The sequence below is a fragment of the Paraburkholderia sp. BR10872 genome (assembly GCF_040965835.1).
GTDB lineage: Bacteria > Pseudomonadota > Gammaproteobacteria > Burkholderiales > Burkholderiaceae > Paraburkholderia > Paraburkholderia nodosa_A.
Genome location: NZ_JBFRCN010000027.1, coordinates 23,906 through 48,905 on the forward strand (window position 1 = coordinate 23,906; position 25,000 = coordinate 48,905).

21 protein-coding genes are annotated in these 25,000 nt (G+C 65.1%); 9 read left to right on the forward strand and 12 right to left on the reverse strand.

Annotated features, from left to right (window positions below; genetic code table 11):
• Positions 1–31: 31 nt before the first annotated feature.
• Positions 32–1,174 (reverse strand): nitrogen regulation protein NR(II), encoded by a 1,143-nt coding sequence (glnL, locus tag AB4Y43_RS21175; RefSeq protein ID WP_069268150.1) that lies wholly within the window; start codon positions 1,172–1,174, stop codon positions 32–34.
• A gap of 230 nt (positions 1,175–1,404) precedes the next feature.
• Positions 1,405–2,820 (reverse strand): type I glutamate--ammonia ligase, encoded by a 1,416-nt coding sequence (gene glnA / locus AB4Y43_RS21180; protein ID WP_042264808.1) that lies wholly within the window; start codon positions 2,818–2,820, stop codon positions 1,405–1,407.
• Positions 2,821–3,285: 465 nt separating this feature from the next.
• On the opposite strand from glnA, the gene AB4Y43_RS21185 reads away from it, so the two are divergent.
• A complete protein-coding gene (locus AB4Y43_RS21185) occupies positions 3,286–3,750 on the forward strand; it encodes a rhodanese-like domain-containing protein (RefSeq protein ID WP_133181498.1) in 465 nt (154 codons plus the stop codon).
• Positions 3,751–3,864: 114 nt separating this feature from the next.
• Here AB4Y43_RS21185 and AB4Y43_RS21190 read toward each other — a convergent pair whose 3' ends face one another.
• The 5 genes from AB4Y43_RS21190 to hrpA form a co-directional block, all read right to left on the reverse strand.
• Positions 3,865–4,722: a molybdopterin-binding protein gene (locus AB4Y43_RS21190; RefSeq protein ID WP_342945910.1), complete on the reverse strand. Its 858-nt coding sequence runs from the start codon at positions 4,720–4,722 to the stop codon at positions 3,865–3,867.
• 35 nt (positions 4,723–4,757) lie between these two features.
• On the reverse strand, positions 4,758–5,591 hold the full coding sequence (locus tag AB4Y43_RS21195) for an EI24 domain-containing protein (RefSeq protein WP_069268153.1): 834 nt from the start codon (positions 5,589–5,591) through the stop codon (positions 4,758–4,760).
• Between the two features lie 138 nt (positions 5,592–5,729).
• Positions 5,730–6,788, reverse strand: a complete 1,059-nt coding sequence (locus AB4Y43_RS21200) for a sterol desaturase family protein (protein ID WP_342945911.1) — start codon at positions 6,786–6,788, stop codon at positions 5,730–5,732.
• A 17-nt stretch (positions 6,789–6,805) separates the two neighbouring features.
• Positions 6,806–7,831 carry a beta-propeller fold lactonase family protein gene (locus tag AB4Y43_RS21205; protein WP_069268155.1) on the reverse strand — a complete coding sequence of 342 codons (1,026 nt, stop codon included), beginning with the start codon at positions 7,829–7,831 and terminating at the stop codon, positions 6,806–6,808.
• 146 nt (positions 7,832–7,977) lie between these two features.
• A complete protein-coding gene (hrpA, locus tag AB4Y43_RS21210; RefSeq protein ID WP_368728714.1) occupies positions 7,978–12,606 on the reverse strand; it encodes an ATP-dependent RNA helicase HrpA in 4,629 nt (1,542 codons plus the stop codon).
• A gap of 23 nt (positions 12,607–12,629) precedes the next feature.
• Between hrpA and argA the strand changes: the two genes are divergently transcribed.
• The 3 genes from argA to proP all read left to right on the forward strand — a co-directional run bounded on the left by argA (position 12,630) and on the right by proP (position 16,451).
• On the forward strand, positions 12,630–14,021 hold the full coding sequence (gene argA, locus AB4Y43_RS21215; RefSeq protein ID WP_342945914.1) for an amino-acid N-acetyltransferase: 1,392 nt from the start codon (positions 12,630–12,632) through the stop codon (positions 14,019–14,021).
• A gap of 42 nt (positions 14,022–14,063) precedes the next feature.
• A complete protein-coding gene (locus AB4Y43_RS21220) occupies positions 14,064–14,339 on the forward strand; it encodes an oxidative damage protection protein (RefSeq protein WP_069268157.1) in 276 nt (91 codons plus the stop codon).
• A 645-nt stretch (positions 14,340–14,984) separates the two neighbouring features.
• A complete protein-coding gene (proP, locus tag AB4Y43_RS21225; RefSeq protein WP_342945915.1) occupies positions 14,985–16,451 on the forward strand; it encodes a glycine betaine/L-proline transporter ProP in 1,467 nt (488 codons plus the stop codon).
• 70 nt (positions 16,452–16,521) lie between these two features.
• On the opposite strand, the gene AB4Y43_RS21230 is transcribed toward proP, so the two are convergent.
• From AB4Y43_RS21230 to AB4Y43_RS21250, 5 genes are all read right to left on the reverse strand, one after another.
• A complete protein-coding gene (locus AB4Y43_RS21230; RefSeq protein ID WP_342945916.1) occupies positions 16,522–17,010 on the reverse strand; it encodes a metallophosphoesterase family protein in 489 nt (162 codons plus the stop codon).
• A gap of 41 nt (positions 17,011–17,051) precedes the next feature.
• Entirely contained in the window at positions 17,052–17,426 is a 375-nt protein-coding gene (locus AB4Y43_RS21235; RefSeq protein WP_069268158.1) for a cupin domain-containing protein, read from the reverse strand.
• Between the two features lie 10 nt (positions 17,427–17,436).
• Positions 17,437–18,840 carry an FAD-containing oxidoreductase gene (locus AB4Y43_RS21240; protein WP_342945917.1) on the reverse strand — a complete coding sequence of 468 codons (1,404 nt, stop codon included), beginning with the start codon at positions 18,838–18,840 and terminating at the stop codon, positions 17,437–17,439.
• 343 nt (positions 18,841–19,183) lie between these two features.
• The gene (locus tag AB4Y43_RS21245) at positions 19,184–19,393 is read right to left on the reverse strand and encodes a hypothetical protein (protein WP_069268200.1); all 210 of its coding nucleotides are present in this window, start codon (positions 19,391–19,393) and stop codon (positions 19,184–19,186) included.
• A gap of 240 nt (positions 19,394–19,633) precedes the next feature.
• Entirely contained in the window at positions 19,634–20,248 is a 615-nt protein-coding gene (locus AB4Y43_RS21250; protein ID WP_342945918.1) for a glutathione S-transferase, read from the reverse strand.
• A 431-nt stretch (positions 20,249–20,679) separates the two neighbouring features.
• Here AB4Y43_RS21250 and AB4Y43_RS21255 point away from each other — a divergent pair, with 431 nt between their 5' ends.
• From AB4Y43_RS21255 to AB4Y43_RS21275, 5 genes are all read left to right on the forward strand, one after another.
• On the forward strand, positions 20,680–20,928 hold the full coding sequence (locus tag AB4Y43_RS21255) for a hypothetical protein (RefSeq protein ID WP_069268161.1): 249 nt from the start codon (positions 20,680–20,682) through the stop codon (positions 20,926–20,928).
• A 472-nt stretch (positions 20,929–21,400) separates the two neighbouring features.
• Positions 21,401–21,673 (forward strand): hypothetical protein, encoded by a 273-nt coding sequence (locus AB4Y43_RS21260; protein WP_069268162.1) that lies wholly within the window; start codon positions 21,401–21,403, stop codon positions 21,671–21,673.
• A gap of 424 nt (positions 21,674–22,097) precedes the next feature.
• Positions 22,098–22,340, forward strand: a complete 243-nt coding sequence (locus AB4Y43_RS21265) for a hypothetical protein (RefSeq protein ID WP_368728715.1) — start codon at positions 22,098–22,100, stop codon at positions 22,338–22,340.
• A 346-nt stretch (positions 22,341–22,686) separates the two neighbouring features.
• A complete protein-coding gene (locus tag AB4Y43_RS21270; RefSeq protein ID WP_342945920.1) occupies positions 22,687–23,754 on the forward strand; it encodes a LacI family DNA-binding transcriptional regulator in 1,068 nt (355 codons plus the stop codon).
• A gap of 227 nt (positions 23,755–23,981) precedes the next feature.
• The gene (locus AB4Y43_RS21275; RefSeq protein ID WP_342946009.1) at positions 23,982–24,986 is read left to right on the forward strand and encodes an ABC transporter substrate-binding protein; all 1,005 of its coding nucleotides are present in this window, start codon (positions 23,982–23,984) and stop codon (positions 24,984–24,986) included.
• Positions 24,987–25,000: the final 14 nt, after the last annotated feature.

Sequence of the window (25,000 nt, forward strand, 5' to 3'; positions counted from 1 at the left end):
GGTAAATCTCAATTCAGGTCTAGCTATCGATTCAACTTTCAAGCGGCAGCAGTATCTGAAACTCGGTGTGTCCCGGCCGGCTATCCACTTCGATCAATCCGTCGTGCTGCTGGACGAACGTCTGTGCGAGCGTGAGGCCGAGACCGCTGCCATCCTCGCGTCCGGAGACGAGCGGATAGAAGATGCGGTCGCGAATCTCCTCGGGAATGCCGGGCCCGTTGTCAGTGATATGCAAGTCCAGTGCCAGCTTGCACAAGCGTTTGGAAATCGTGACCTTGCGCGCAATGCGCGTGCGCAATTCAATGCGCGCGTCGCCCTGCGAAATGCGTTCGCGCAGCGCCTGCGCCGCGTTGCGCACGATGTTCAGCAGTGCCTGGATCAACTGCTCCTTGTCGCCGCGCAGGTCGGGCACGCTCACGTCGTAGTCGCGCTCGATGGTGAGGCCGCGCGGGAACTCCGCGAGGATCACGGCGCGCACGCGCTCGCATACTTCGTGAATGTTCACGTCGCCGACGATATGCGGATGCCGGTGCGGCTCCAGCAACCGGTCGACGAGCGTCTGCAGGCGGTCCGACTCCTTGATGATCACCTGCGTGTACTCGCGCAGCTCGTCGCGCTCCAGCGCACCGAGCTCGAATTCGAGCAACTGCGCCGCGCCGCGAATACCGCCGAGCGGATTCTTGATCTCGTGCGCGAGATTGCGGATCAGATGCTTGTTCACGGCCGTGAGGTCGTGAATACGCTCCTCGCGGTCGCTGCGCAGATGCCGCTCGTTCTCGAAGAGTTCGAGCAGCACGTAATCGGGCGTGCTTTCGAGAAAGCCCACGACCACATGCACGTTCAGCGGCTCGCGTCCGGGGCGTTCCAGCGAAGCGTCGAGCCGCGTCGCGTGAAAGCGATGCTCGGCGATCGACGCGATCGTCGAAAGCAGCTCGTCCGCATTCGAGAAGAGATCGGACCACCCCATCTGCGCGAGCTGACGGCGCGACAGATCGAGCATCGCCTCCGCCGACGGATTCGCGAAGGCAACGCGCAATGTGCGCTTGTCGAGCACGAGCACGACCGTGGGCAGCGCCTCGAAGCCGGGCAGCAGGCCCGACTCGACGAGCGGCGCGTCGTCGGAGAGCGGTTCGGCGTGGCCCTTTCTTGCCCTGATCAGATTCTTGAGCACCATGTTTCAGGCCGGACGCCATGCGGCGCGCCAGCAACGGTCCTGGTCGTTAGTTCTGGTCAATACGCTGGTCAACTAGCGGGTCGATACGTCTCGTCGACGAGCGACAGGTGTCCCAATGAAAAAGGGACGGCACCGCCGTCCCTTGGAGACCCAACGCGCACGCGTCCTGCGAGTCGAAGAAACTGAACCGGCGCTTCGCTGTGTAGCATGCAGCGAAGCGCCATCGCCAATTACAGCGAGTAGTACAGTTCGAACTCGACCGGGTGCGTCGTCATACGCACGCGTTGCAGTTCGCTTTCCTTCAGCGCGAGGTACGCGTCGATCATGCCGTCGGTGAACACACCACCGCGCGTCAGGAACTCGCGATCCTTGTCGAGCGCTTCGAGAGCCTGGTCGAGGCCGGCGCAGACGGTCGGGATCTTTGCATCCTCTTCCGGCGGCAGGTCGTACAGGTTCTTGTCGGCGGCTTCGCCCGGATGGATCTTGTTCTGCACGCCGTCCAGACCTGCCATCATCAGTGCCGAGAAGCACAGGTACGGGTTGGCGAGCGGATCCGGGAAGCGCGTTTCGATACGGCGGCCCTTCGGGTTCGACACGTGCGGAATACGGATCGATGCCGAACGATTGCGTGCCGAGTAAGCGAGCTTGACCGGCGCTTCGAAGTGCGGAACGAGACGCTTGTACGAGTTCGTACCCGGGTTCGTGATGGCGTTCAGCGCGCGAGCGTGCTTGATGATGCCGCCGATGTAGAACAGCGCGAATTCCGACAGACCGGCGTAGCCGTTGCCCGCGAACAGGTTTTGGCCGTCCTTCCAGATCGACTGGTGAACGTGCATGCCCGAACCGTTGTCGCCGACGACCGGCTTCGGCATGAACGTCGCCGTCTTGCCGTACGTGTGCGCGACGTTGTGGACGATGTACTTCAGTTGCTGCGTCCAGTCCGCGCGCTGAACCAGCGTCGAGAACTTCGTGCCGATTTCGTTCTGGCCCTGGCCCGCCACTTCGTGGTGGTGCACTTCGACCGGAATGCCGATCTGCTCGAGCAGCAGACACATTTCCGAGCGGATGTCCTGGAACGTGTCGACCGGTGCGACCGGGAAGTAGCCGCCCTTCGTGCCCGGACGGTGACCCGTGTTGCCGCCTTCGATTTCGCGGCCCGACGACCACGGTGCTTCATCCGAGCCGATCTTCACGAAGCAGCCCGATTGATCCGTGTTCCACTGGACCGAATCGAAAATGAAGAATTCCGGCTCCGGACCGAAGAAGGCGGTGTCGCCGAGGCCCGTGCTCTTCAGGTAGGCTTCAGCGCGCTTGGCGAGCGAACGCGGGTCGCGCTCGTAGCCCTTGCCGTCGGCCGGCTCGACCACGTCGCAGGTCAGCACGAGCGTCGATTCTTCGTAGAACGGGTCGATGAAGGCCGTGTTCGGGTCCGGCACGAGCAACATGTCCGAGGCTTCGATGCCCTTCCAGCCGGCGATCGACGAACCGTCAAACGCATGACCCGACTCGAACTTGTCTTCGTCGAATGCCGACAGCGGAACCGAAACGTGCTGCTCCTTGCCGCGCGTGTCCGTGAAGCGGAAGTCGACAAACTTGACGTCTTCGTCCTTGACGAGTTGCATGACGTCGGCCACGGATTTACTCATAACCTATTCTCCTGATTAACGATTTCGGCGAACGCTGCCGCCGTCCCAATCTTGTTTGATCCCCGCCGGCCGCCTCTTTCCCGGGTCTGCCCTGCTGCCCTGGCTGGCCGGCTGCGAATCGATCGAGACGTATAAAGCAGCTTCCGTGCCATGCATGCGCCAACGTGGCGCAAATCCCTTTCGCGACACGCACTTGGAGTCAAAAATCGTGCGCCGCGCTTTTATGGAGCCGCCACCGTGGCGGCTCATCGGCACCAAATTCGTGCAATCCCGAATTTGGCGCGCGAATCTCTCTTCATTATGGTGCAAAACACCTCGCATGCACCATTTCAATGCAACCCGCCCTTTGTGCCGCCCCATCCATCGCGCCCGTCCGGTTTCACCTTGTCCGGACCGTCCAGCCCGCTCCGTCCCTACGCGCTAGAATGGTTTTTTGGTCCAACGCGAAACAGGAGATCCGTTGTCATGAGTACGCTCGAACAGTTGTACGCCCAGGCCGAGAAACGCCGCGTCGAGAACCAGCTGCCCTACGCGGGCGCGGTGTCGCCCGCAGAGGCATTCGAGCTTCTGCAGCTCGACCCGCGTGCGCGCCTCGTCGACGTGCGCACACGCGCCGAACTCGACTGGGTCGGCCGTCCCGTCGTGGGCGACGGCCAGTATTCGCATGTCGAATGGACCCGCTATCCGGGCGGCGTGCCCAACGCCGAGTTCCTCACCCAGCTCAAGAGCGCCGTGGAAGCCGACGCGCCAGTGCTGTTCCTGTGCCGCAGCGCCGCGCGCTCCAAGCTCGCCGCCATCGAGGCCGCCAAGGCCGGCTTCACGAAGGCCTATGACCTGCTCGAAGGCTTCGAAGGCGACAAGGACGGCCAGGGGCACCGCAAGACCGTTACGGGCTGGTGCTTCCGCGGCCTGCCGTGGATCGGCGCCTGACACCCTGAAACCGCCCCGCTCCAACCCAACGGGCCACTCTGAGCGCCCCGTGTGACATGCCGATGATGCGCCGCCTGCCCTCCCGCCGCACGCGGCCCATCTTCACACGCTGATTCAAAAACCGGCGCGCGGCGCGCTGCGGCGTTCGCGATCGGGCGTCCCCTCGCCCGGCGCCGCCGGCTCGACCACATCGCCGCCGAGCTCGTGCACGCCTTCGCGCAGCTTCACGAAGGCGGCCGCCACGGCCTCGGGCTCGCCCTTCACGCCCAGATCGATGTGCCGGCGCGCATAAATGCCGCCGCGCTCCGCATCGCCCACGCTCGGCAGGCTAAACACCCGCACGCCCGGAAAATCGCGCTCGATGCGCTCCATGAGCGGCGTGAGCGTCGACTCCGGCAGCTCGAACACGAGCAGCGACTTCTCGGCGTGCGGCGTCTGGTGATGCAGGTGCGCGTACTTCGTGTCGAGCACCCATTCGATCATCGGCCAGGCCATCACGGGAAAACCGGGCACGAAGTAATGATCGCGAATCGAAAAACCCGGAATCTTGTTGTAGCCGTTCGGGATGATCTCGCAGCCCTGCGGGAACGTGCCCATCTGGAAGCGGTGCAGATTCTCTGGCGACTGGTAATTCACGGGATCGGCGCCCGTGTGCATGTCGCGGATGCGCTCGCGGATCGCCACCTCGGCGTCAGGGTGCAACGCGAGCGGCACCCCCAGCGCCGCAGCGGCGCACTGGCGCGTGTGGTCGTCCGGCGTCGCGCCGATGCCGCCCGTCGAGAACACGATGTCGCCCGAAGCGAACGAGCGCCGCAGCGTCTCGGTGATGCGCTCGGGATCGTCGCCCACGTACTGGGCCCACTCGAGCGAGAGGCCGCGCGCGCCGAGCAGTTCGATGACCTTCGGCAGATGCTTGTCGGAGCGGCGCCCCGAGAGAATCTCGTCGCCGATGATGATGACGCCAAATGCCATGGGCCGCCTCGTTGGATTGTCTTGATGATTGAGCGTTAGTGCACGATCGTCACGTCGCCGGACGCCTGCTGCACATCGTGGGCACGCATGCGCTGCAGCGCCCGCAGGCAGTAGTGCCCGAACCAGAGCGCCGTGAACACCAGAATGAACGCATAGATCCAGATGGTCACCGCCGCCAGTACCGGGAAGAACAGCAGCAGCCACGCGGACACGGCCCAGATGGCCGTTGGCAGCGAGCCGAGCAGTCCGCTCACCACGCCGATCACGAGCAGCGGCAACCGATGGCTGCGCACCAGCGTGCGGCGCTCTTCGACGGTTGCGTGCAGCGCGAGCGCATCGTAGGTCATCACCCGATACGTGAGCCAGCCCCACAACAGCGGCGGAATCAGCGCGAAGAACGGCGGAATGAGCCACAGCGGCAGCGTCACGATCATCACGATCAGGCAGACGAGCGTCGTGACGAGCGAATAGAACAGGCTGCCGTACCAACTGCCGCCGTGCCGCATCTCGAGCGTCCCGTACTGGCGCTTCGACAGATGGCGGATCACGCGCGGCATCGAAATCGCGACGATCAGCAGCAGCACCGTGATCACGATGAGCGGAATCGTCAGGATGATGACGAGAAACGGCGCGATCGTCGCGCGCAGCCAGCCGAAACCGAGCGCGTCGAACAGATGATAGAGGTAGGCCGTCGAGGACCAGTTCGCGAGCGCGCCGCGCATCAGGTCGAGCAGCGGCTGCCAGAACACGTAGAGCACAGCGCCCCACACCGCCGCCGCCACGAGAAATGGCACGAAGGTGAGCAGCAGCATGGCGGGATGGAACACGCTCGCGAGCGCGCGTCCGAACGAGCGCAACAGGTCATTCATGCGAGCGGAATACGGTGAAAAGGACGGGTGGAGAACACGGTGTCGGCGAAATCGGTGCGACCAAGCCGACAGCATAAACCACCGCGCGCATGGCGGGTGAGACGGGTGCGAGCAAGTGCAAGGACGCCGTGGCGGCGCTCAGGTCACGGTGGCGTCGTCGCGCGCCTCGGCCGGCGTGGCGGCGGCGGCGTGCGAACGCGAACGCAGGCGCCGCGCGATGCGGGTGAACGCATAACCCTGCTGCGCCCAGAAACCCTCGCCATAGCTCACGCCTTCGAGCTGATCGCGAATGCCCGTGGGCTCGATCTCGCGATTGAACGACGCGCTGCCGAACATCATGTCCCACCAGGGGAACAGCACGCCGAAGTTGCAGCCATAGTGGGTGCCTTCGTGGCCATAGCCGACGGCGTGATGGCGGCGGTGAAAGCGCGGGCTCACCAGCAGCCGTTCGCCGAGCCAGCCGAAATGCACGCGAATGTTGGCGTGCTGCACGCTCTGCACGAAGTTCGTGAGCGCGACGAGCACCACGAATTGCGCGGGCGGCACGCCGATGACGAGTGCCACGGCGGCGAACATGCACGACTGCCCGATCACGTCGAGCAGGTGGTTGCGGTCGTCGCACCAGAGCGACATCTTGCGCTGGCTGTGGTGCACGGCGTGCAACTCCCACCAGACGCCGTAGCGATGCGAAAGCCGGTGGTACCAGTAGCTGAAGAAGTCGAGCACCACGAGATAGATCGCGAACGCCACGAGCGGCTGCGTGCTCACGCCCGGCCAGAGATTGTCGAGGTCCACCGTCTTCACGCCCATGAGCCGCAGCGCGCTCTGCGCACGATCGAAGAACGGCTGCATCGTGAAGAAAAACAGCAGGTTCAGGATGCCGAGGCGCGTGACCCACGTGTAGAGCGCGTCGACGCCCACGCCCTTGCGGTCGCGCCACTTCTCCGCGGGCACGAGCGCTTCGAGCGGGCGCAGCAGCGCGTACATCAGGCCCACTTCGAGCAGACCCACGATCACCCAGTACAGTGCGTCGTAGGTGTCTTCGTCCACGTCCATCATGCCGACGCGGAAGAGCAGCGGCTGAATGACGTCGATGTAGAGGAGCGTTTGCAGCCAGGAGACGAGGTCGTCTGCCGACGCGATCACGGACTGCCCCGCGTGCGCGACGAAGGCCAGCAACGACGCCACCGTATCCATGCGCGCGCCCCGTTGCCTTAAGCTCCGTTCGGCGCCGTGACGGGCGCGCGATCGTAGAAGTAGATGCCATGCGGCGAGCGGCCCACGGCGATGGTTTTGATGAGCTTCCTGGTTTGCATGTCGATGAGGCCGATGTGCTTCGCGAAACGGAACGTCACCCACAGATAGCGCTTGTCGGCGGTCAGCTCCATGTCGTCGGGGCCGGGCATCAGGCCGCTGATCTCGCCGGTCTTTTCGAGCGTGTCCTCGTCGATGATGCTGATGACGTTCGCCACGCGGCTCGACACCAGCACGTGGTGGCCGTCCACGAGCGAGCGGAAGTTGTGCGCGGCCTTGCCCACCTGGATCGTCTTGACGATCTTCTGGTTGCGCCAGTCCACCACCGCCACGTAGTCGGCGCCCGTCATGCCGACGAGCAGGTACTTGTCGCCGGGCGTGAGCCACAGGCCAGCGGGCGCGGCGCCGACCTTCATCTTCCAGAGCACCTTCTGCGTCGGCAGATCGACCGCGGCGATTTCGCCGGAAACCTGCAGCGAAACGAACACGGTGCGGCTGTCGTTCGTGAACGCCAGGTGGCTCGGCATGGCCGAGAGCGGCAGGCGTTTGGCGAGCGTGATGTTGCTGCCGCCCGCGTAGTTGTAGATGTCGAGGCGGTCGAGGCGCAGGCCCGTGGTCACGAACCACTTGCGGTCGGGCGAGAAGCCGAGCTGGTACGGGTCTTCGACGTTTTCGACCCAGCGCTGCGCCTTGCCGGTCTTCGGATCGACGAACAGGAGGTTGTTCGACACCGAGTTCGCGACGATCAGCGAGGTGTTGTCCGGCGTGGGAAAGAGGTGGTGCGGTTCCTTGCCCGTGGGCACGGTGCCGACGACTTCGTGCGTCTTGTCGTCGATGAGGCTCAACGTGGCTTCGCCCGAATTCAGGACGATGATGTTGTTCGCGTAAGCGGCCGTGGAGGCGAAAGTGGCGACCGTCGCTGCGCAAGCGAGCGCAAACGTTGCGGCCTTGGCGGCGACGCGGCTAAAGGTGTTGTTGTTCGGCATGAAGAATCGTTCCCGGGCAGATTCGTGATTGTAGAACGTCTACCCGCAAGCAAGGTTGACGTAAAGCCCTTGAAATATGCAAGGGGCGCAATTGAGCGCCCCTTTTTCGAACAATTTTGAAGAACTGTTATGGCCCGCAATGCGCTTTATCGCTGCATCGATTCCCATACCTTGTGGAGGCGCTTGACCGAGACCGGCATCGGCGTGCGCAATTCCTGCGCAAAGAGCGAGATGCGCAGTTCTTCGAGCAGCCAGCGGAACTCCGAAAGACGCGGATCGAACACGCCGCCGCGCTGCGAGAGCGCGCGCTGGTACTGCTGCGCGAGCGGCTGGAATTCGGCGGCCTGGCGTGCGTCGCGAGCGGGGTCGGCGCGCAGCTTGTCGATGCGCAGCGCGACGCCCTTCAGGTAGCGCGGGAAATGCACGAGCTGTGCATAGGGCGTCTCCAGAATGAAGCGCTTGCTGATGAGCGCGTCGACCTGCGCCTGCATGTCCGCGGCCGGCGCGCCAAAGGCCTTGGCCTGCACGAGCTTCTTCGCCAACGATGCGTATTCCGCGAGGATCTGCCCGACCAGCCGCGCGATTTCCTGCGCGAGCAGCGAAAGGCGTCCGCGGCCTTCATCCTTGCGTGCGTGGAAGCTCGCGTCGTCATCGGGCAGCGGGTCTTGCAGGCAGGCGCGATCGAGCGCGAGTTCGACCAGCTGGTCGCGCAGCTCCTCCTGCGTGGCGCGCGCCATGAACTGCATCGCCATCTCGCGCAGGCCCGGCAGGTTCTTCTCCAGGTAGCGGATCGGCTCGCGCAACTGCAGCCCGAAGAGCCGGCGCAGCCCCGCGCGATGGATGCGTGCGGCCTCCTCCGGCGAATCGAACACTTCGACGTCGCAATGCGTGCCGCGATCGACGAGCGCGGGATAGCCGAACAGCGTCTGTCCGCCGCGGCGGATTTCCAGCAGCTCGGGCAGCTTGCCGAAATTCCACGTCGTGAGGTTTTCGTAGAGCGCCGTGGCAGGCGCCCCGTCGCCCAGCGTGGGCGTATGTGGTGCATTGCTCTTTTGCGGCGCGTTGTTGCTTGCGATGCGCTCGCCCGGAGCGTTCTGTGGTGCTTCACCGCCCTGCGCATGCGTTTCCAGCGCCGCGAGCGCCGTCGCGCTCGCGAGCTTCTGGAATTGCTGCTGCGCCTGCGCGCCGAGTTCGGCGCGCAGTTGCGCGAGGTTGCGGCCCATCGCGAGCTGGCGACCGTGCTCGTCGACCACCTTGAAGTTCATGAAGAGGTGCGCAGGCAGCGTCTCCAGCTTGAAGTCGGCCGACTTCAGGGCGATCTGCTTTTGCTCGCGCACGTCGGCGATGAGCGCTTCCAGCAGGCCGCCCGCGCCGAAACGCTCGCCGCCCACGCGCTCCGCGAAGCCGGCCGCGTACTCGGGCAGCGGCACGCAGTGGCGGCGCAGCTTCTGCGGCAGCGACTTCAGCAGCAGTTGCGCCTTCTCCTTGAGCATGCCCGGCACGAGCCATTCGCAGCGGCGCGCATCGACCTGGTTGAGCGCGTAGAGCGGCACCGCGAGCGTCACGCCGTCGCGCGGCGAGCCCGGCTCGAAGTGATACGTGAGCGCCATCGCCACGCCCGACATCGTCATGCGCTTCGGGAACAGCTCGGTCGTCACGCCCGCCGCCTCATGGCGCATCAGGTCGTCGCGAGAGAGGTACAACAGACGCAGCTTGTCCTCGGGCTCGCCGCCCTTCCTCACCTCGTCGCGATACCAGCGCTCGAACGACGCGCCCGAGTAAATGCCTTCCGGAATCGCCTGATCGTAGAAGCCGTAGATCAGCTCATCGTCGACCAGCACATCCTGGCGGCGCGACTTGTGTTCCAGTTGCTCGATATCGGCGAGCAGCTTGCGGTTGTGCGCGAAGAACGCGAGCTTCGTGTCGAACTCGCCCTCCACGAGCGCGCCGCGAATGAAGAGTTCGCGGGCGCGCGCCGGGTCCTGCTTGCCGAACGCCACGCGCCTGCGTTGATACACCGGCAGGCCATACAGCACCCCGCGCTCGAACGCGCTCACCTGCGCCGCGCGTTTTTCCCAATGCGGCTCGGAGAGCGACTTCTTTAACAAGTGCGCGCCGACCTTCTCCAGCCACTCGGGCTCGATCTTCGCGATGCAGCGCGCGTAGAGGCGGCTCGTTTCGACGAGTTCGGCGGCCACCACCCAGCGCCCCGCCTTCTTCACGAGCGCCGAGCCCGGCCACAAGTGGAACTTGATGCCGCGCGCGCCGAGGTAATGCGGGTCGTCGTCGGCCTTTAGACCGATATTGCCGAGCAGGCCCGTGAGCAGCGCGTGATGGATCTGCTCGTAGGTCGCGTCGGCTTCGTTGATGCGCCAGCCATGCTCGCGCACCACGGTCAGCAATTGCGAATGCACGTCGCGCCATTCGCGCAGACGCAAGTGCGACAGAAAATTCGCGCGGCACGCATCGAGCAGTTGCCGGTTGGACTTCTTGTGCGCGACGGCCTCTTCGAACCAGGCCCAGATCTTGAGCCACTGCAGAAACTCGGAGCGTTCGTCCGCAAAACGCCGATGCGCCTGGTCCGCCTGCTCCTGCGCCTCGATCGGTCGGTCGCGCGGATCCTGCACCGACAGCGCGCTCGCGATGATGAGCACTTCGCGCAGCGCCTGCTCGTCGCGTGCGCCGAGAATCATGCGTCCCACACGCGGATCGAGCGGCAGGCGCGCGAGTTCGCGGCCGAGCGGCGTGAGCGCGTTGTCGTCGTCCACGGCGCCGAGTTCGTTGAGCAGCTGATAGCCGTCGGCGATCGCGCGGCCCGGCGGCGGCTCGATGAACGGGAACGTCTCGATCGCCGTGAGATGCAGCGACTTCATGCGCAGAATCACGGCGGCAAGCGACGAGCGCAGGATTTCCGGATCGGAGAAGCGCGGCCGTGCGATGAAATCCGCTTCCTCGTAAAGCCGGATGCAGATGCCGTCCGCGACCCGCCCGCAACGGCCCGCGCGCTGGTTCGCCGCCGCCTGCGCAATCGACTCGATCTGCAGCTGCTCGACCTTGTTGCGATACGAATAGCGCTTCACGCGCGCGAGGCCCGTATCGACCACGTAGCGGATGCCCGGCACCGTGAGCGACGTTTCCGCCACATTGGTCGCGAGCACGATGCGGCGCGCGTTCGACGGCTTGAAGACGCGCTCCTGCTCCTGCGCGGACAGCCGCGCGAATAGCGGCAGGATTTCCGTGTGCGGCGGATGGTGCTTGCGTAGTGCTTCCGCGGCGTCGCGAATCTCGCGCTCGCCGGGCAGGAACACGAGCACGTCGCCTGAGCCTTCTCGGCAGAGTTCGTCGACGGCATCGACGATGGCTTCCATCAGGTCGCGATCGGTGTCGCGCTGCGACTTCGCACCTTTTTCGCGGCCCGTCGTGCCCTGCGCGTTCTTCACCGCCGGGCTGTCTTCCTGCACCGGGCGATAGCGCACTTCGACCGGATACAGCCGGCCGCTCACCTCGATCACCGGCGCGGGCTTTTCCTCGCTGCCGAAGTGGCGCGCGAAGCGATCGGCGTCGATGGTCGCCGACGTCACGATCAGCTTGAGGTCGGGCCTGCGCGGCAGAATCTCTTTCAGATAGCCGAGCAGGAAGTCGATGTTCAGGCTACGCTCGTGCGCCTCGTCGATGATGATCGTGTCGTAGGCCTTGAGCAGCGGATCGGTTTGCGTCTCCGCGAGCAAGATGCCGTCGGTCATGAGCTTGACCGAGGCGCCCGGCGAGAGATTGTCGGTGAAGCGCACCTTGTAGCCGACCACTTCGCCGAACGGCGTATTGAGTTCGTCGGCGATGCGCCGCGCCGTGGCCGAGGCCGCGATCCGGCGCGGCTGCGTATGGCCGATCAAACCCGTGCCGCCCGCGCCGAGGCCGCGACCCAGCGCGAGCGCGATCTTCGGCAACTGCGTGGTCTTGCCCGAGCCCGTTTCGCCGCTCACGATCACGACCTGATTCTGTGCGATCGCACGCGCGATCTCTTCGCGGCGGCCGGAGACCGGCAGCGCTTCGGGGAACGTGATGGGCGGAACCTTGTTCGGCTCGATGTGCGCGCGTGGTGCACGCGGCGGACGTTCGTGGCGTTCGGCGCGCGGCGCGCGATCACGTTCGCCTTCACTGCCTTGGCGCGGCGCGTGTTCGGATTTCGGTTTTGCGGATCGCTGCGGATTCGGCGGGTTCTGCGGCTTCGCCTGCTTCGGAGGTTGCTGCGCGCGCGACGGTTGATTGCGCGGCGCCTCGGCGCGCGCCTCGCGCGATTCGTTCGGGCGATCTCGCGGCTCGTTTCGCTGCGCCGGGCGTCGATCGTCGCGCGCCTCGTGTCGCCTGGCCGGCTGAGCGGCGCTGCGCTGCGCACGCGGTTCGCCTCGCGATGGCGATTGTGACGGCGACTGCGGCGCGGGTTTCGTTTCGTTTCCCTGCTCAGGCTGCTGATGCAGTTGCTGATCCGGCTGCTGATCCAGTTGCTGATCCAGTTGCTGATCCGGGCGCTGTTCCGCGCGCGGCGGCGTCTGCTGTTGCGCCTGTGGTTGCTTCTGCTCCGCACGCTTGTCCTGCACGCGCGCGCCGCCCAGCGCGCCGCCCATCAGCGCGGCAAGCTTGTCCGTCGACGCGAGCTTTTGCCCGTCGCCATACTTCTGCGACGCGCCTTTCGCTTTCGCGCCGTCCTGCGCCGTTTCCTTCCCGGCCGGGGTGTTGCTGCCCTGCGCCGAGGCAGGTCTTTTGGGTACATTCGACATGGGGGCGCATTATAATCCCGGGCATGAATTCCCAAACCGACCTCGTCCCCGCCACCGCCAGCGCGCCGGCCTCCGCCGCCGCTGCGGATTCCGACTCGCAGATCATGGCGCAGCACGCGCAGTTCGTCGACTGGATGCGATCGGTCGCGCCCTACATCCACGCGTTCCAGGGCAAGACGTTCGTCGTCGGTTTCGGCGGCGAGGTCGTGCACCAGAACCTGCTCAACGCGCTCGTCGCCGACATCGCGCTCTTGCAGGCCATGGGCATCCAGATCGTGCTCGTGCACGGTTCGCGCCCGCAGGTCGAGGAGCAGATGAGCCTGCACGGCGTCGAGTCCGAGTTCTCGCACGGCATGCGCATCACCAATGCCCGCGCGCTCGAATCGGCGAAGGAAGCGGCCGGTGAAGTGCGTCTCGACATCGAGGCCGCGATCAGTCAGGGTCTGCCGAACACGCCGATGGCGCACGCGCACATCAGCGTGGTGTCGGGCAACTTCGTGACGGCGCGGCCGGTCGGCATTCTCGACGGCGTGGACTTCCAGCACACGGGCGTCGTGCGCAAGATCGACGCCGATTCGATCCGCCACTCGCTCGCGAGCCGCAAGCTCGTGCTGCTCTCGCCGCTCGGTTTTTCGCCCACGGGCGAGGCGTTCAATCTGTCGATGGAAGACGTCGCCTCGGCGGCAGCCATCGCGCTGCGCGCCGACAAGATCGTCTTCCTTACGGAAACGCAGGGCCTGATCGACGAGGAAGGCGAGCTGATCCGCGAAATGTCGCTCGACGACGCCTACAAGCTGCAAGAAGGCGGCACGGTGCTCGGCGACGAAGGCTTCTATCTGAAGCACTCCATTCGCGCGTGCCGCGGCGGCGTGGGGCGTGCGCACATCATTCCCTACGCGCTCGACGGCGGCTTGCTGCTCGAACTGTTCCTGCACGACGGCGTGGGCACCATGATCTCGTACGAGAATCTGGAAAGCCTGCGCGAAGCCACGCCTGACGACGTCGGCGGCATTCTCACGCTGATCGAGCCGCTCGAATCCGACGGCACGCTCGTGCGGCGCGGGCGTCACCAGATCGAGCGCGACATCGACCACTTCTCGGTGATCGAGCACGATGGCGTGCTGTTCGGCTGCGCGGCGCTTTACGCGTACTCGCAGGAGCGTATCGGCGAAATGGCGTGCCTCACGGTCTCTCCCGAAGCACAAGGCTCCGGCGACGGCGAACGTCTCTTGCGCCGCATCGAGCAGCGTGCACGGGCGCGCGGTCTCACGCGTATCTTCGTGCTCACCACGCGCACCGAACACTGGTTCCTGAAGCGCGGCTTCGTCAAGGCAACGGTCGACGACCTGCCCGAAGACCGCCGCCGCCTCTATAACTGGCAGCGCAAATCGCTCGTGCTGATGAAACAGCTCTGAGCGCGCCGCCACCCACACATACGACTACAGGAGAAGCACAGCATGGCCCGTATGATCCAATGCGCGAAGCTCGGCAAGGAAGCCGAAGGTCTCGACTTTCCGCCGCTGCCGGGCGAGCTCGGCAAGCGTATCTATGAAAGCGTCTCGAAAGAGGCATGGCAGCAGTGGCTCAAGCAGCAGACCATGCTCATCAATGAAAACCGCCTGAACATGGCCGATCCGCGCGCGCGCCAGTACCTGATGAAGCAGACCGAGAAGTTCTTCTTCGGCGAAGGCGCCGACCAGGCTTCGGGCTACGTGCCGCCGACCGAAGGCTAAGGCCTCGCGATGCGCACCGGGATCCGTCCCTGAGCCGCATCACGCAACCGGTTACCCTGCAAAAACCGCGCCCCCGGCGCGGTTTTTTTATGCGCTTCATGCGCATTCCAGGGCGCGGAAACGGTTCCATCGAAACGGCGCAATCCCCCGCCGCGTGGGGCTTCCAGTCCGCGCCCCGAATCCCCGCAGATACTTGGGTTTGCGCGATCTTCCGTTATCGTGCTAACATGTGGCCTCGTTCAACAGGCATTAGCCATCAATTGCATTCGGCACGGCGCCCAAAAACGCCATCATTCCGAATGCGCATATGACAAAAGGAACGCTCCGCCACGCGGGCTTCTTTTTCGTTTCAGTGGCGCTTTGACCAGGCAATCCGAGGCACCTCGTGCCGGTCCAGCGTCCTCATGCGCCCTGCTCCCCATCCACGGCCACGCAGGCGCAACGTTAAACACAATTTGTCCGAGTGTCGTTTCGCGACACTTCAGCATTGCTTTCGTGCGCCGCTCGCCTTGCGCGATGCACCATCGGCCCGCCTTCGTCGCTGACGCAACGTGGCGTGCCGTGCGCGAAATGTCGCCGCTATCGCGAAACGGTACTCTCCGGCAACCGTGGCGGGCCCTCATGGGTTCGTCGCAGTCATTGGAGATGCAGACCTTGACCGCTTCCACTTCCGGCGCGTCGGCCCAGACCGACCTTACCCTCGACGACATCACGATCGTCGACAAAAGCCTCCTCAAACGCGCCGTCGGCGCCATGGCGCTCGGCAACGCCATGGAATGGTTCGACTTCGGCGTGTACAGCTACATCGCCGTCACGCTCGGCCAGGTGTTCTTCCCGTCGAGCAGCCCCTCGGCGCAGCTCATCGCCACGTTCGGCACATTCGCGGCCGCGTTCGTCGTGCGCCCGATCGGCGGCATGGTGTTCGGGCCGCTCGGCGACCGCATCGGCCGCCAGCGCGTGCTCGCGATGACGATGATCATGATGGCCTGCGGCACCTTCGCCATCGGCTTGATTCCCTCGTACAAGTCGATCGGCATTGCCGCGCCGGCGCTTCTGCTCGTGGCACGCCTCGTTCAGGGTTTCTCGACCGGCGGCGAATACGGCGGCGCGGCGACCTTCATCGCCGAATTCGCCACCGACAAGCGCCGCGGCTTCATGGGCAGCTTCCTCGAGTTCGGCACGCTGATCGGCTACGTGTTCGGCGCGGGCACGGTTGCCGTGCTGACCGCCGTGCTCTCGCACCAGCAACTGCTCGACTGGGGCTGGCGCGTGCCGTTCATGATCGCGGGCCCGCTCGGCCTCGTCGGTCTCTATATCCGCATGAAGCTCGAGGAAACGCCGGCGTTCAAGCGCGAAGCGGAACTGCGCGAGGCCGAAGAGCACACGCGCCCCAAGCTCACGCTGCATTCGCTCCTCACACAGCATCTGCGCCCCTTCCTGCTGTGCGTGGGTCTCGTGCTGATCTTCAACGTGACCGACTACATGGCGCTGTCGTACCTGCCGAGCTACCTCTCGGCGACGCTGCACTTCAACGAGACGCACGGCCTCTTCCTCGTGCTGATCGTGATGGTGCTGATGATGCCGATGACGCTCGCGTTCGGCCGCCTGTCCGACGCCGTGGGCCGCAAGCCCGTGATGCTCGCGGGCTGCGTGGGCCTGATCCTGCTGTCGATCCCGTCGCTCACGCTGATCCAGACGGGCGCCCTCGTGCCGGTGTTTTTCGGTCTCCTGATCCTCGGCGCGCTGCTCTCGTGCTTCACGGGCGTGATGCCCTCGGCGCTGCCGGCGCTGTTCCCGACCGCGATCCGCTATGGCGCGCTCGCCATCGGCTTCAACGTCTCGGTGTCGCTGTTCGGCGGTACCACGCCGCTCGTGGCGGCATGGCTCGTCGAGCACACGCAGAACCTCATGATGCCCGCGTACTACCTGATGGGCGCAGCCGTGATCGGCATCATTTCGGTGCTGGCGCTGCATGAAACGGCGCGCCGCCCGCTGCCGGGCTCGGCGCCGAGCGTGAGCACCAGGGCGGAAGCACACGCGGTGCTACGCGGGGTGCGTCTCGCGCGCGAACTCGACGAGGAATACGCCGTCGCCAACGCCGTGCGCGCCTGATAGGGCACCACTGAAACGCAAAAAGGCCAGCTCTTCATGCTGGCCTTTTTTCTTGCGCGCTCGCTTGAGCCTATTCGACGAGATTGACGTGCTCGACGTCCAATGCGCCGTGGTCGCCGATCGTCAGCATCGCTGCCGAGATCGGCAATTTGAAACGGCGCGGCCCCGCGCTGCCGGGGTTCACGTACAGCACGCCCTCGCGCGCTTCGAGCGCGGGCTTGTGCGAATGCCCGCTCACGACCACAGCAATGCCTTCGCCAGCAGGATCGCCCTGCAGGTCAGGTAGTTCGTGGACCACCGCAAGCCGGACCCCAGCGAACGCGACGGTCGTTTGCACCGGCAACGCCTCGGCCCACGCGCCATGATCGTTGTTGCCGCGCACGGCGGTGAGCGGCGCGATGGCCGCGAGCATGTCGAGCACGCGTTGATCGCAGATGTCGCCCGCATGCACGATGGCGTCCGCGCCCTCGACGAAGGCGAGTAGCTCCGGACGCAGCAGATTGTGCGTGTCGGAAACCAGTGCAACACGTAGCGGAGGTAGCGGATGTTTCGCGGACATGACGTTGCGTTTCGGTTGAATCCTGCCGATTATCGCCGCGCTCACGCCTCGCCGTCGCCTTCCTCAGGCGCTGCGCCGACGTACACCGCGAGCCAGACGCTCGGCACGGTCGGATCGGTCCATGACACGCGATGACGGCAGTGCGCCGGGATGTGCACATAGTCGCCGGGCAGCAGGCGTCGCGGCGGCACTGCCGGGTTCTCGAATTCCAGCGTCGCCGCGCCGGCGAGAAGCGCCACCCATTCCTCGCGCGCGTCGTCATACCAAAAACCGGGCGGGCTCGCCTGGCCCGTGGAGACGATGCGCTCGATCAGCACCCCGTCACGCGAAACGAGCGTGTCGAAGCGCTCATCCTCGGCATTTGCGTCGATGCCTGCGAAGAGATTGCCGAATGCAACCGTGTTCGGTTCGTTCATGCCAATGCGCTCATTCGAGAGGTTTCAGGCCGTCGAGCAAGGTCGGCACCAGCTCGCTCACGGTCGGGTGGATGTGCATCGCGTATTGCAGCGTCGTATAGGGGGCGTCGGCCGTCATCGTGTCGATGAACGTGTGGATCGCCTCGTCGCCCTCGATGCCGAAGATCGCTGCGCCGAGAATACGTTGCGTTGGCGGGTCCACCAGCGCCTTCATGAAGCCGTCCGTCTCGCCGCGTTCGCGAGCGCGGCCCACGCGCGACATCGGCATGGTGGCGATGAGCGCGGGTTTGCCGCGCTCGCGCACTTCGCGCTCGCTCATGCCGACGCGCGCGAGCGGCGGATCGACGAACACCGCGTAGGCGGGAATGCGTGTGTCGGCGCTGCGCGCTTTGCCGTCCAGCAGGTTCGCCGCAACGATCTGAAAGTCGTCGTATGACGTGTGCGTGAACGCGCCGCGGCCATTCACGTCGCCGAGCGCCCAGATGCCCTCTACGCGCGTGCGCAACTGGCCGTCCACGGCGATGAGCCCGTGGGCGTCGCGCTCGATGCCCGCCGCGTCCAGCCCCAGATCGTCAGTGTTAGGCAGGCGCCCAGTCGCGAAGAGCAGATGCGAAACGTCGAGCGAACCACTGTCGAGCGCGATGCGCACGCCAGCCTGGCCATCCAGCGGCGCAACGCTGCGCGGCTCTGCGCCGAAGCGAAACTCCACGCCTTCGCGTGCGAGCACGTCCTGGACCGCGCGCGAATAATCCTCGTCCTCGCGTGCGAGGACGCGCTGCCCGCGCACGAGCACCGTCACGCGGCTGCCGAAGCGGCGGAACATCTGCGCGAATTCGAGCGCCACGTAGCTGCCGCCGCAGATCGCCAGATGCTCGGGGAGTTGCTCCAGCGCGAGCAGCGTCGAGTTAGTCTCGTAGCGGATCGTCTCGACGCCGGGAATAGCAGGAATCAGCGCGCGTGTGCCCGTGTTGATGAAGATCTCGGGCGCTTCGAGATCGACCTGCGCACCGTCGTGCGCAGCCACGCGCACCGCATGCGCTCCCGTGAAGCGCGCGTGCCCCTTGAACACGGTGACGTTCGGCGCATGGCGCAGCCACTGCTCGACACCATCGCGCGACGCCCCGATGATGCGCTCCTTGCGCGCCTTCACGAACGCGAGATCGACGCGCACGTCGCCGGGCGGCGCGCCCGTGCCGATCTGCACGCCGAAGTCCGCCGCGTGGCGCGCAACATGAGCGGCACGTGCGCAGGCGACGTAGGCCTTGGTCGGCGTGCAGCCGACGTTCACGCAGGTCCCGCCGAATGACGCGCGCTCGATCACCGCGGTCTTGCGGCCGCTCTTGCCGAGCCGCACCGCGAGAGGCGGCCCGCTTTGCCCCGTGCCGATCACGATCGCATCGAAACGTTGTGCCATGCCGCTCTCCTTTGCCGTTGACGCGAGTTGAGCCGCGAGTCGCGAAAGGCGGCCGATCGCGCCATCTTACGCGCGACGACTAGCCACCGCCCGCAGCGTGATTGTGCGAATCGGGTACGCATTGGCACGTATTGCGAAGGGGGCGCAGGGGCAAAAAAAGAGCCGCCTCGCACGTCGAGGCGGCTCACAGGGTGACGTCGCAACAGCAAACGGGCGAAGCCGCTGCGCGTCAGGGGGATCGGCGAACTCTGGACACGCTTGCGTCAGGCGTTCGGTGAATCCGTGACTGGATATTCAATCGTTGAAGTTGAGGAAGCTCCGCGTGCGTGCAATCAGCACACAATCAGTGCACACAATCGGTGGCCGCACATTCTCCGTGGCCCGCGTTCCAGAGTTCGCGCGAGCGCAGGAATGCGGCGCGCGCGCCGCGCGTCGCCATCATCAGGCCGATTTGCCCCATGTTGAAGTCGTGCGACACCATCAGCTGCATCAGGTCCACCATCGGCAGGACCAATGCTGGCTGATATAACTGTCGTTCGATAAAGGATTTCATGACCGCTCCCGCTGGCATGCCCCGCGTCCTCCTGACGCAAGGTCATTCCATGGTTGTCATTCTAGGAATGCGGCGTGCGTGGATAAATGGGCCGCCAGCGAAGTCACTTGTCGAGAATCGCAAACAATCGACCCGAATGTGGAAACAAGGGTTGCGGCGGCGGCGTCCGCCGTGTTCGCCGGGCATCGCGCGCGGCCGCGCCACGCGGCTTTGGGCGAATCCCGGCCCTGCGGACGCGCTTCAGTCGAGGGGCGTGGCGACGAATTCCGGCAGTGTCTCGGCACGTGCGGAAAGCGCGGCAATCGCCGGATATCGGGCGGGATCAGCGCAGCCGGGCAGCATGTACTGGTTGAAACGCCACGCAACGGCCGCGGTGATGTCGGCCTGCGTGATGCGGCCCGCGCACAGCCAGCCGTCGCGACCCGCAACGAGTTGGTCGAGTACGGTCCAGGCCGCGTGCATCTGGGCGTTCACGCGCTCGAACCACGGCTCGTGCTGGCGCTCGGCGGGGCGCAACTGGCGTTCATAGACCTGCTGCACCGTCTTTTCCATGGCCGCGAGCGCGAAACCGTTCACGCGCAGCGCGAAGGTCCGCTCCTGCGCCTCCTCCGGCATGAGCCGCCGCGCGGCGGGCACTTTGCGGTCCAGATAGTCGAGGATCAGCGTCGAGTCGATCAACTGGGTGCCGTCGTCGTCGACGAAGGTCGGCGCCTTCACGACGGGATTGATCTGAGCAAATTCGTCGTACTGCCGAAATACCGAAATGCTGCGGTGCTCGAACTCGAGCCCCAGCACATGGAGCGAAATCGCGACGCGACGCACGTAGGGGGAGTCCATCATACCGATCAACTGCATGGGTTCACCTCGAACAGTAAAAAGGGATCGGACGTCGATCTTGCAGGAAGCCCCATCGCATTTCAAGCCACGTTGAGCATCCCGGAACGGCGCCACGGCAACGCGGTCGTTGTGCAAAAACACACCGTGTCGATGTGCCACGTCCGGCTCGCCGCACTGCAGGGCTACATTTGTTAGCAGACGTCGAATCTGACGCGTCGCGGCATTGTTGCGCCGCAGCGCTTCACCCAGCGTACCGGCGTCTTTTTACCGTGCCGCGCTGCTCAAGGCGCAGCGGCGTGCGGGGTGCAAGCAAAGGATGCCGAAGCATTAGGCAGACCGCATGAAACCGGGTTTTTGCGCGCCGCATGTGCTGCAGTGCATCGCCGGGAAACTCCTGGATTCGGACGCCGAACGGCTGAGATAGTCTCAATGCACAAGGAGACGGAATCATGAGACAAGCATTCAACGTTGGTGTTGTCATCGTCCTCGCACTCCTCCTCGCGAATCGTGCCATGACACGTGTGCAGGCTCACGAGGCTGGCTCGCTTACCTGTGCCCAGGGCTCGGCACTCGTCAAGGCCGAAGCCCTCGTGCGCGGATTCGGCGAACACGGTGCGAGCGCCCAGAGCGAAAACTTCCTCTCTTCCTGTCTCGTTTCAGGCCAGGGTCAAGTCGGCGACCTGATCGCCCACGACTGAGCGCCAATGACTGAGCGCCCACGCCGCGAGCGCCCAGCCGCGTTTCGCGGCGTGGGCGCGGTTTAACGGCGCGACACGTGGTACCACGCTCGCTCGCGGCCCCACCGCCGGAGCGCGCTCATGACCGACCCGCCGAACGCCGTTCAGCATTCGGCTGGACAGGGTCACACGCCCGCCACTGCGGACCTCGATGTCCGCGGCCGCCCCGAAGCCAACGCCCGGCTGCCCGACACCTTCGCCCTTGACCTCAGGTGCGACAAGTCGTCGACTCGCGCTGACGCCCGTAAGTTCACGCGCATCCGCGCCACCCGAAGTCGATACCTCCGCAGGCACCGCTCAGTCGCTCCCGCTCGTTGACGCAGGCGCGGGCGGTTCCACAGCGTCAAGCAAACCCGGCGCGCCGGGACGCACCGCTGCGGGTTGCCAATTCCCCGGGTTGGCGGCGAGAATGCTCGCGGACCACGGAGAATCTATGAAAGGTTGCATCCTGTTGTTTGGAGTCAGCATGCTGGCGGCGTGCACATCGGTAACGGCCGTCAATTCGAGACAGGATGGGCATCTCACCGTCACGAGCCGCGCGCGCTGGGAGCTTGTTTCGTGGAACCACGTGCGCGCAGTCGGGCTCAGCGAAGCCGAGGACTACTGCGAAAAACGGAAGAAGCAGTTGCACACGGTCGAGATCCACAGCGAAGGCGTGCGCGGCATGACGTCCCAGACAGTAGAAGTCATCTTCGACTGCATCTGAGGGGGACCGCATAGTCTTCTCGCGCATCCGCGTCAAACGGGCGTTGCAGCCCGTTAGCGCGCTGTTGCAGACCAGATTGCTCGAGATGGCGCAATAGTTTGTTGTCGTTCACCCTGATACCCAAATCGCATGACCGCGCTAAACTGACGATACATTTTGTTACGTTTAGGGCCGCGTCATGTTGACCGCATTCTTTATCGCCTGCCCCTTCGGCATCGCGGCATTGTTCGGGTTCGCAAGGCTGATCAATCCTCTCACCGGGAAGATCGGTAGTCGTTGATTGCGCAAGCGCCCGGTTGCGGCGCAGCGCCCGACTAATCCTCGCGCCGCCATTCTGCGCGGCTGCCTCGGGCTTTTCCCGCCCTATCCTGTTTTTTCTCTTCGGTGTAGCCAGATCCCTTCGTGCGCCCGCACGGATTTAGCCATGCAAATGAAAAACCCGCGAAGCCTGAAGCTATCGCGGGTTTCGGGAATCCAGCGGCATTCGCTGGAACAACAACATCTGGTGCCGGGGACCGGACTCGAACCGGCAAGCCGTAAGGCGGCGGATTTTCGTCACACCACGTCTTTCGACGCCACACGCCATGCATGGGCGCGCGTTCGTGCGCTGGACTATGCCTTCACCGTCGCTGAGCGCCGCGTAATCTCACGCCGCGCCTCGCCTTAGGCGCCCCCCGTCTAGTCTCTACACCTTCCTGACCACCGCTTTGCGCGGCAGCCGGCTTGGCTCGGCGTTGCCTCGGCGCCTCGCGCGCGACGCGCTTCCAGGCCCAGGGGTTTCGCCGAATTTGAGGGGTTCTGCACCGGCCGTTTCCGGTCGGGCACTCAATCGTTTCTTAAGTCCGCTATGTTTACCAATTTCATCACCCCGGCAGGGCGGACGCGATTCTACCATTGCCCGGCGCACCTCCCAAAGGCGGGACGGGGGACCGCATCCGTCATCTGCCGGTCATACGCATTTTTCATAATCGGCCCCATCGAAAACGTTTACATACGACGCCGGGGCCGATCGCATGACGCCAACCATCAAGGATGTCGCCGCACACGCCGGATTCTCGATCGCCACCGTGTCGCGCGCGATCAATGCGCCTCATACGGTCAACCCCGTCACGCTCGCGCGGGTGCGCGAAGCAATCGACGCGCTGAAGTTCCGCCCGAACCCGCTCGGCCGCCAGTTGCGCGGCGAGCGCACGCGTCTGATCGGCGTGGTGCTGCCCACGCTCGCCAATCCGGTGTTCGCCGAGTGCCTGCAGGGCATCGACGAACTCGCCGCGGCGCAGGGCTTTCGCCTCATGCTGATGACCACGCAGTACGACGCCGAACGCGAGCGTCATGCGATCGAGACGTTGCGCGCGCAACGTGTCGAGGGGCTGATCCTGACCGTCGCCGACGCCGACACCCATCCCCTGCTCGACGAACTCGACGCGGACGGCCCGCTCTACGTGCTGATGCACAACGACACGAAACGGCGCCCTTCGGTGTCGGTGGACAACCACCAGGCCGCCTGCGACGGCGTGCGCATGCTCATCGCGCACGGCCATCGCCGCATCCTCATGCTGGCCGGCACGCTCGCCGCCTCCGACCGCGCGCGCCAGCGCCATGCGGGCTATGCACTCGCAATGCAGCAGGCCGGCCTCACGCCCGCGCCGGCCCTCGAAGTCGATTTCAACGCGCAAGAGCTTGCGCCTTCGGTGCTCGCACATCTGACGAGCGGGCCCGCGCGGCCCACGGCCCTCTTCTGCAGCAACGACCTGCTGGCCATGGTCGTGATGCGCGGACTGCGCCGCGCCCGCCTGCGCGTGCCGCAGGACATGTCGATTCTCGGCTTCGACGGCCTCGCGATGAGCGAACTGCTCGCACCGCCGCTTGCGAGCATCGGCACGCCGAACCGCGATATCGGCTGCGAAGCGTGGCAATGCCTGATGGCGCGCATCGGCGGCCAGTATGCGGGGCCACTCGCCAATACGCTGCCGCACACCTTGCGCACCGGCGGCACCATCGCGGCGATCGCGCACGCGCCGCTCGGCGCGCGTGGAAGCGCGATCGATCGCGGCCTCGAACTCGGCGGCGCGCTCTCGTGAGTCTGTGGCGCGTCTGAGGAACAAACCGAACCAGCCGAACAATCCGGGGCCGTGCACGCACGCGGCCCTCATCCACCAGAACGCTCTCGCAACCGACCTGGAGACCTGCCTTGACCAGCCGACTCGCCTTTGCCGGCCCGCTTTCGCTTGTGCCCGTGCGCGCCGTCCTGCGCACGCTAGCCGCACCCGTGCGGCGCCTGACCCGCTTCGCCCCCTCCTCCCGCGCGCTGCCGCTCGCCGCGAGCGCCGCCGCCCTCGTAGCCGGATTTGCCGCGCCGCTGACGGCGCAGGCCGATCAGACCGCCATCTGCTACAACTGTCCGCCCGAATGGGCCGACTGGGCGAGCCAGATTCAGGCTATCCAGAAAGAGACCGGTATTCGCGTGCCGTTCGACAACAAGAACTCCGGCCAATCCATCGCACAACTGATGGCCGAGCAGAAGAGCCCAGTCGCCGATGTCGTTTATCTCGGCGTGTCATCGGCATTCCAGGCGAAGGACAAGGGCGTGATCACGCCGTACAAGCCCGCGCACTGGAACGACATTCCCGCCGACCTGAAGGACCCGCAAGGCTACTGGTTCGCCATCCACTCGGGCACGCTCGGCTTCTTCGTCAACAAGGACGCGCTCGAAGGCAAGCCGGTGCCGCGTTCGTGGGCCGATCTCCTCAAACCCGAGTACAAGGGCATGGTCGGTTACCTCGATCCGTCGAGCGCCTTCGTGGGTTATGCGGGCGCGGTAGCCGTGAATCTCGCGTTGGGCGGCACGCTCGACAACTTCCAGCCCGCTTTCGAATGGTTCGGCAAGCTCAAGGCCAACCAGCCGATCGTGCCGAAGCAGACCGCCTACGCGCGCGTGCTGTCGGGTGAGATTCCGATCCTGCTCGACTACGACTTCGACGCCTACCGCGCCAGGTACAAGGACCACGCAAACGTCGAGTTCGTGATCCCCAAGGAAGGCACGATTTCGGTGCCCTACGTGATGAGCCTCGTGAAGAACGGCCCGCACGAAGCGAACGGCAAGAAGGTGCTCGACTTCGTGCTGTCCGACGAAGGCCAGAAGCTCTGGGCCAATGCCTACCTGCGCCCGGTGCGCGCAAGCGCGCTCTCGCCGGAAGCGGCTTCGAAGTTCCTGCCCGCGAGCGATTATGCACGCGCAAAACCCGTGGACTTCGCGAAGATGGCGGCGCAGCAGCAGGCGTTCGGCGAGCGCTATCTGCAGATCATGCACTGATACCCCGGCCGATC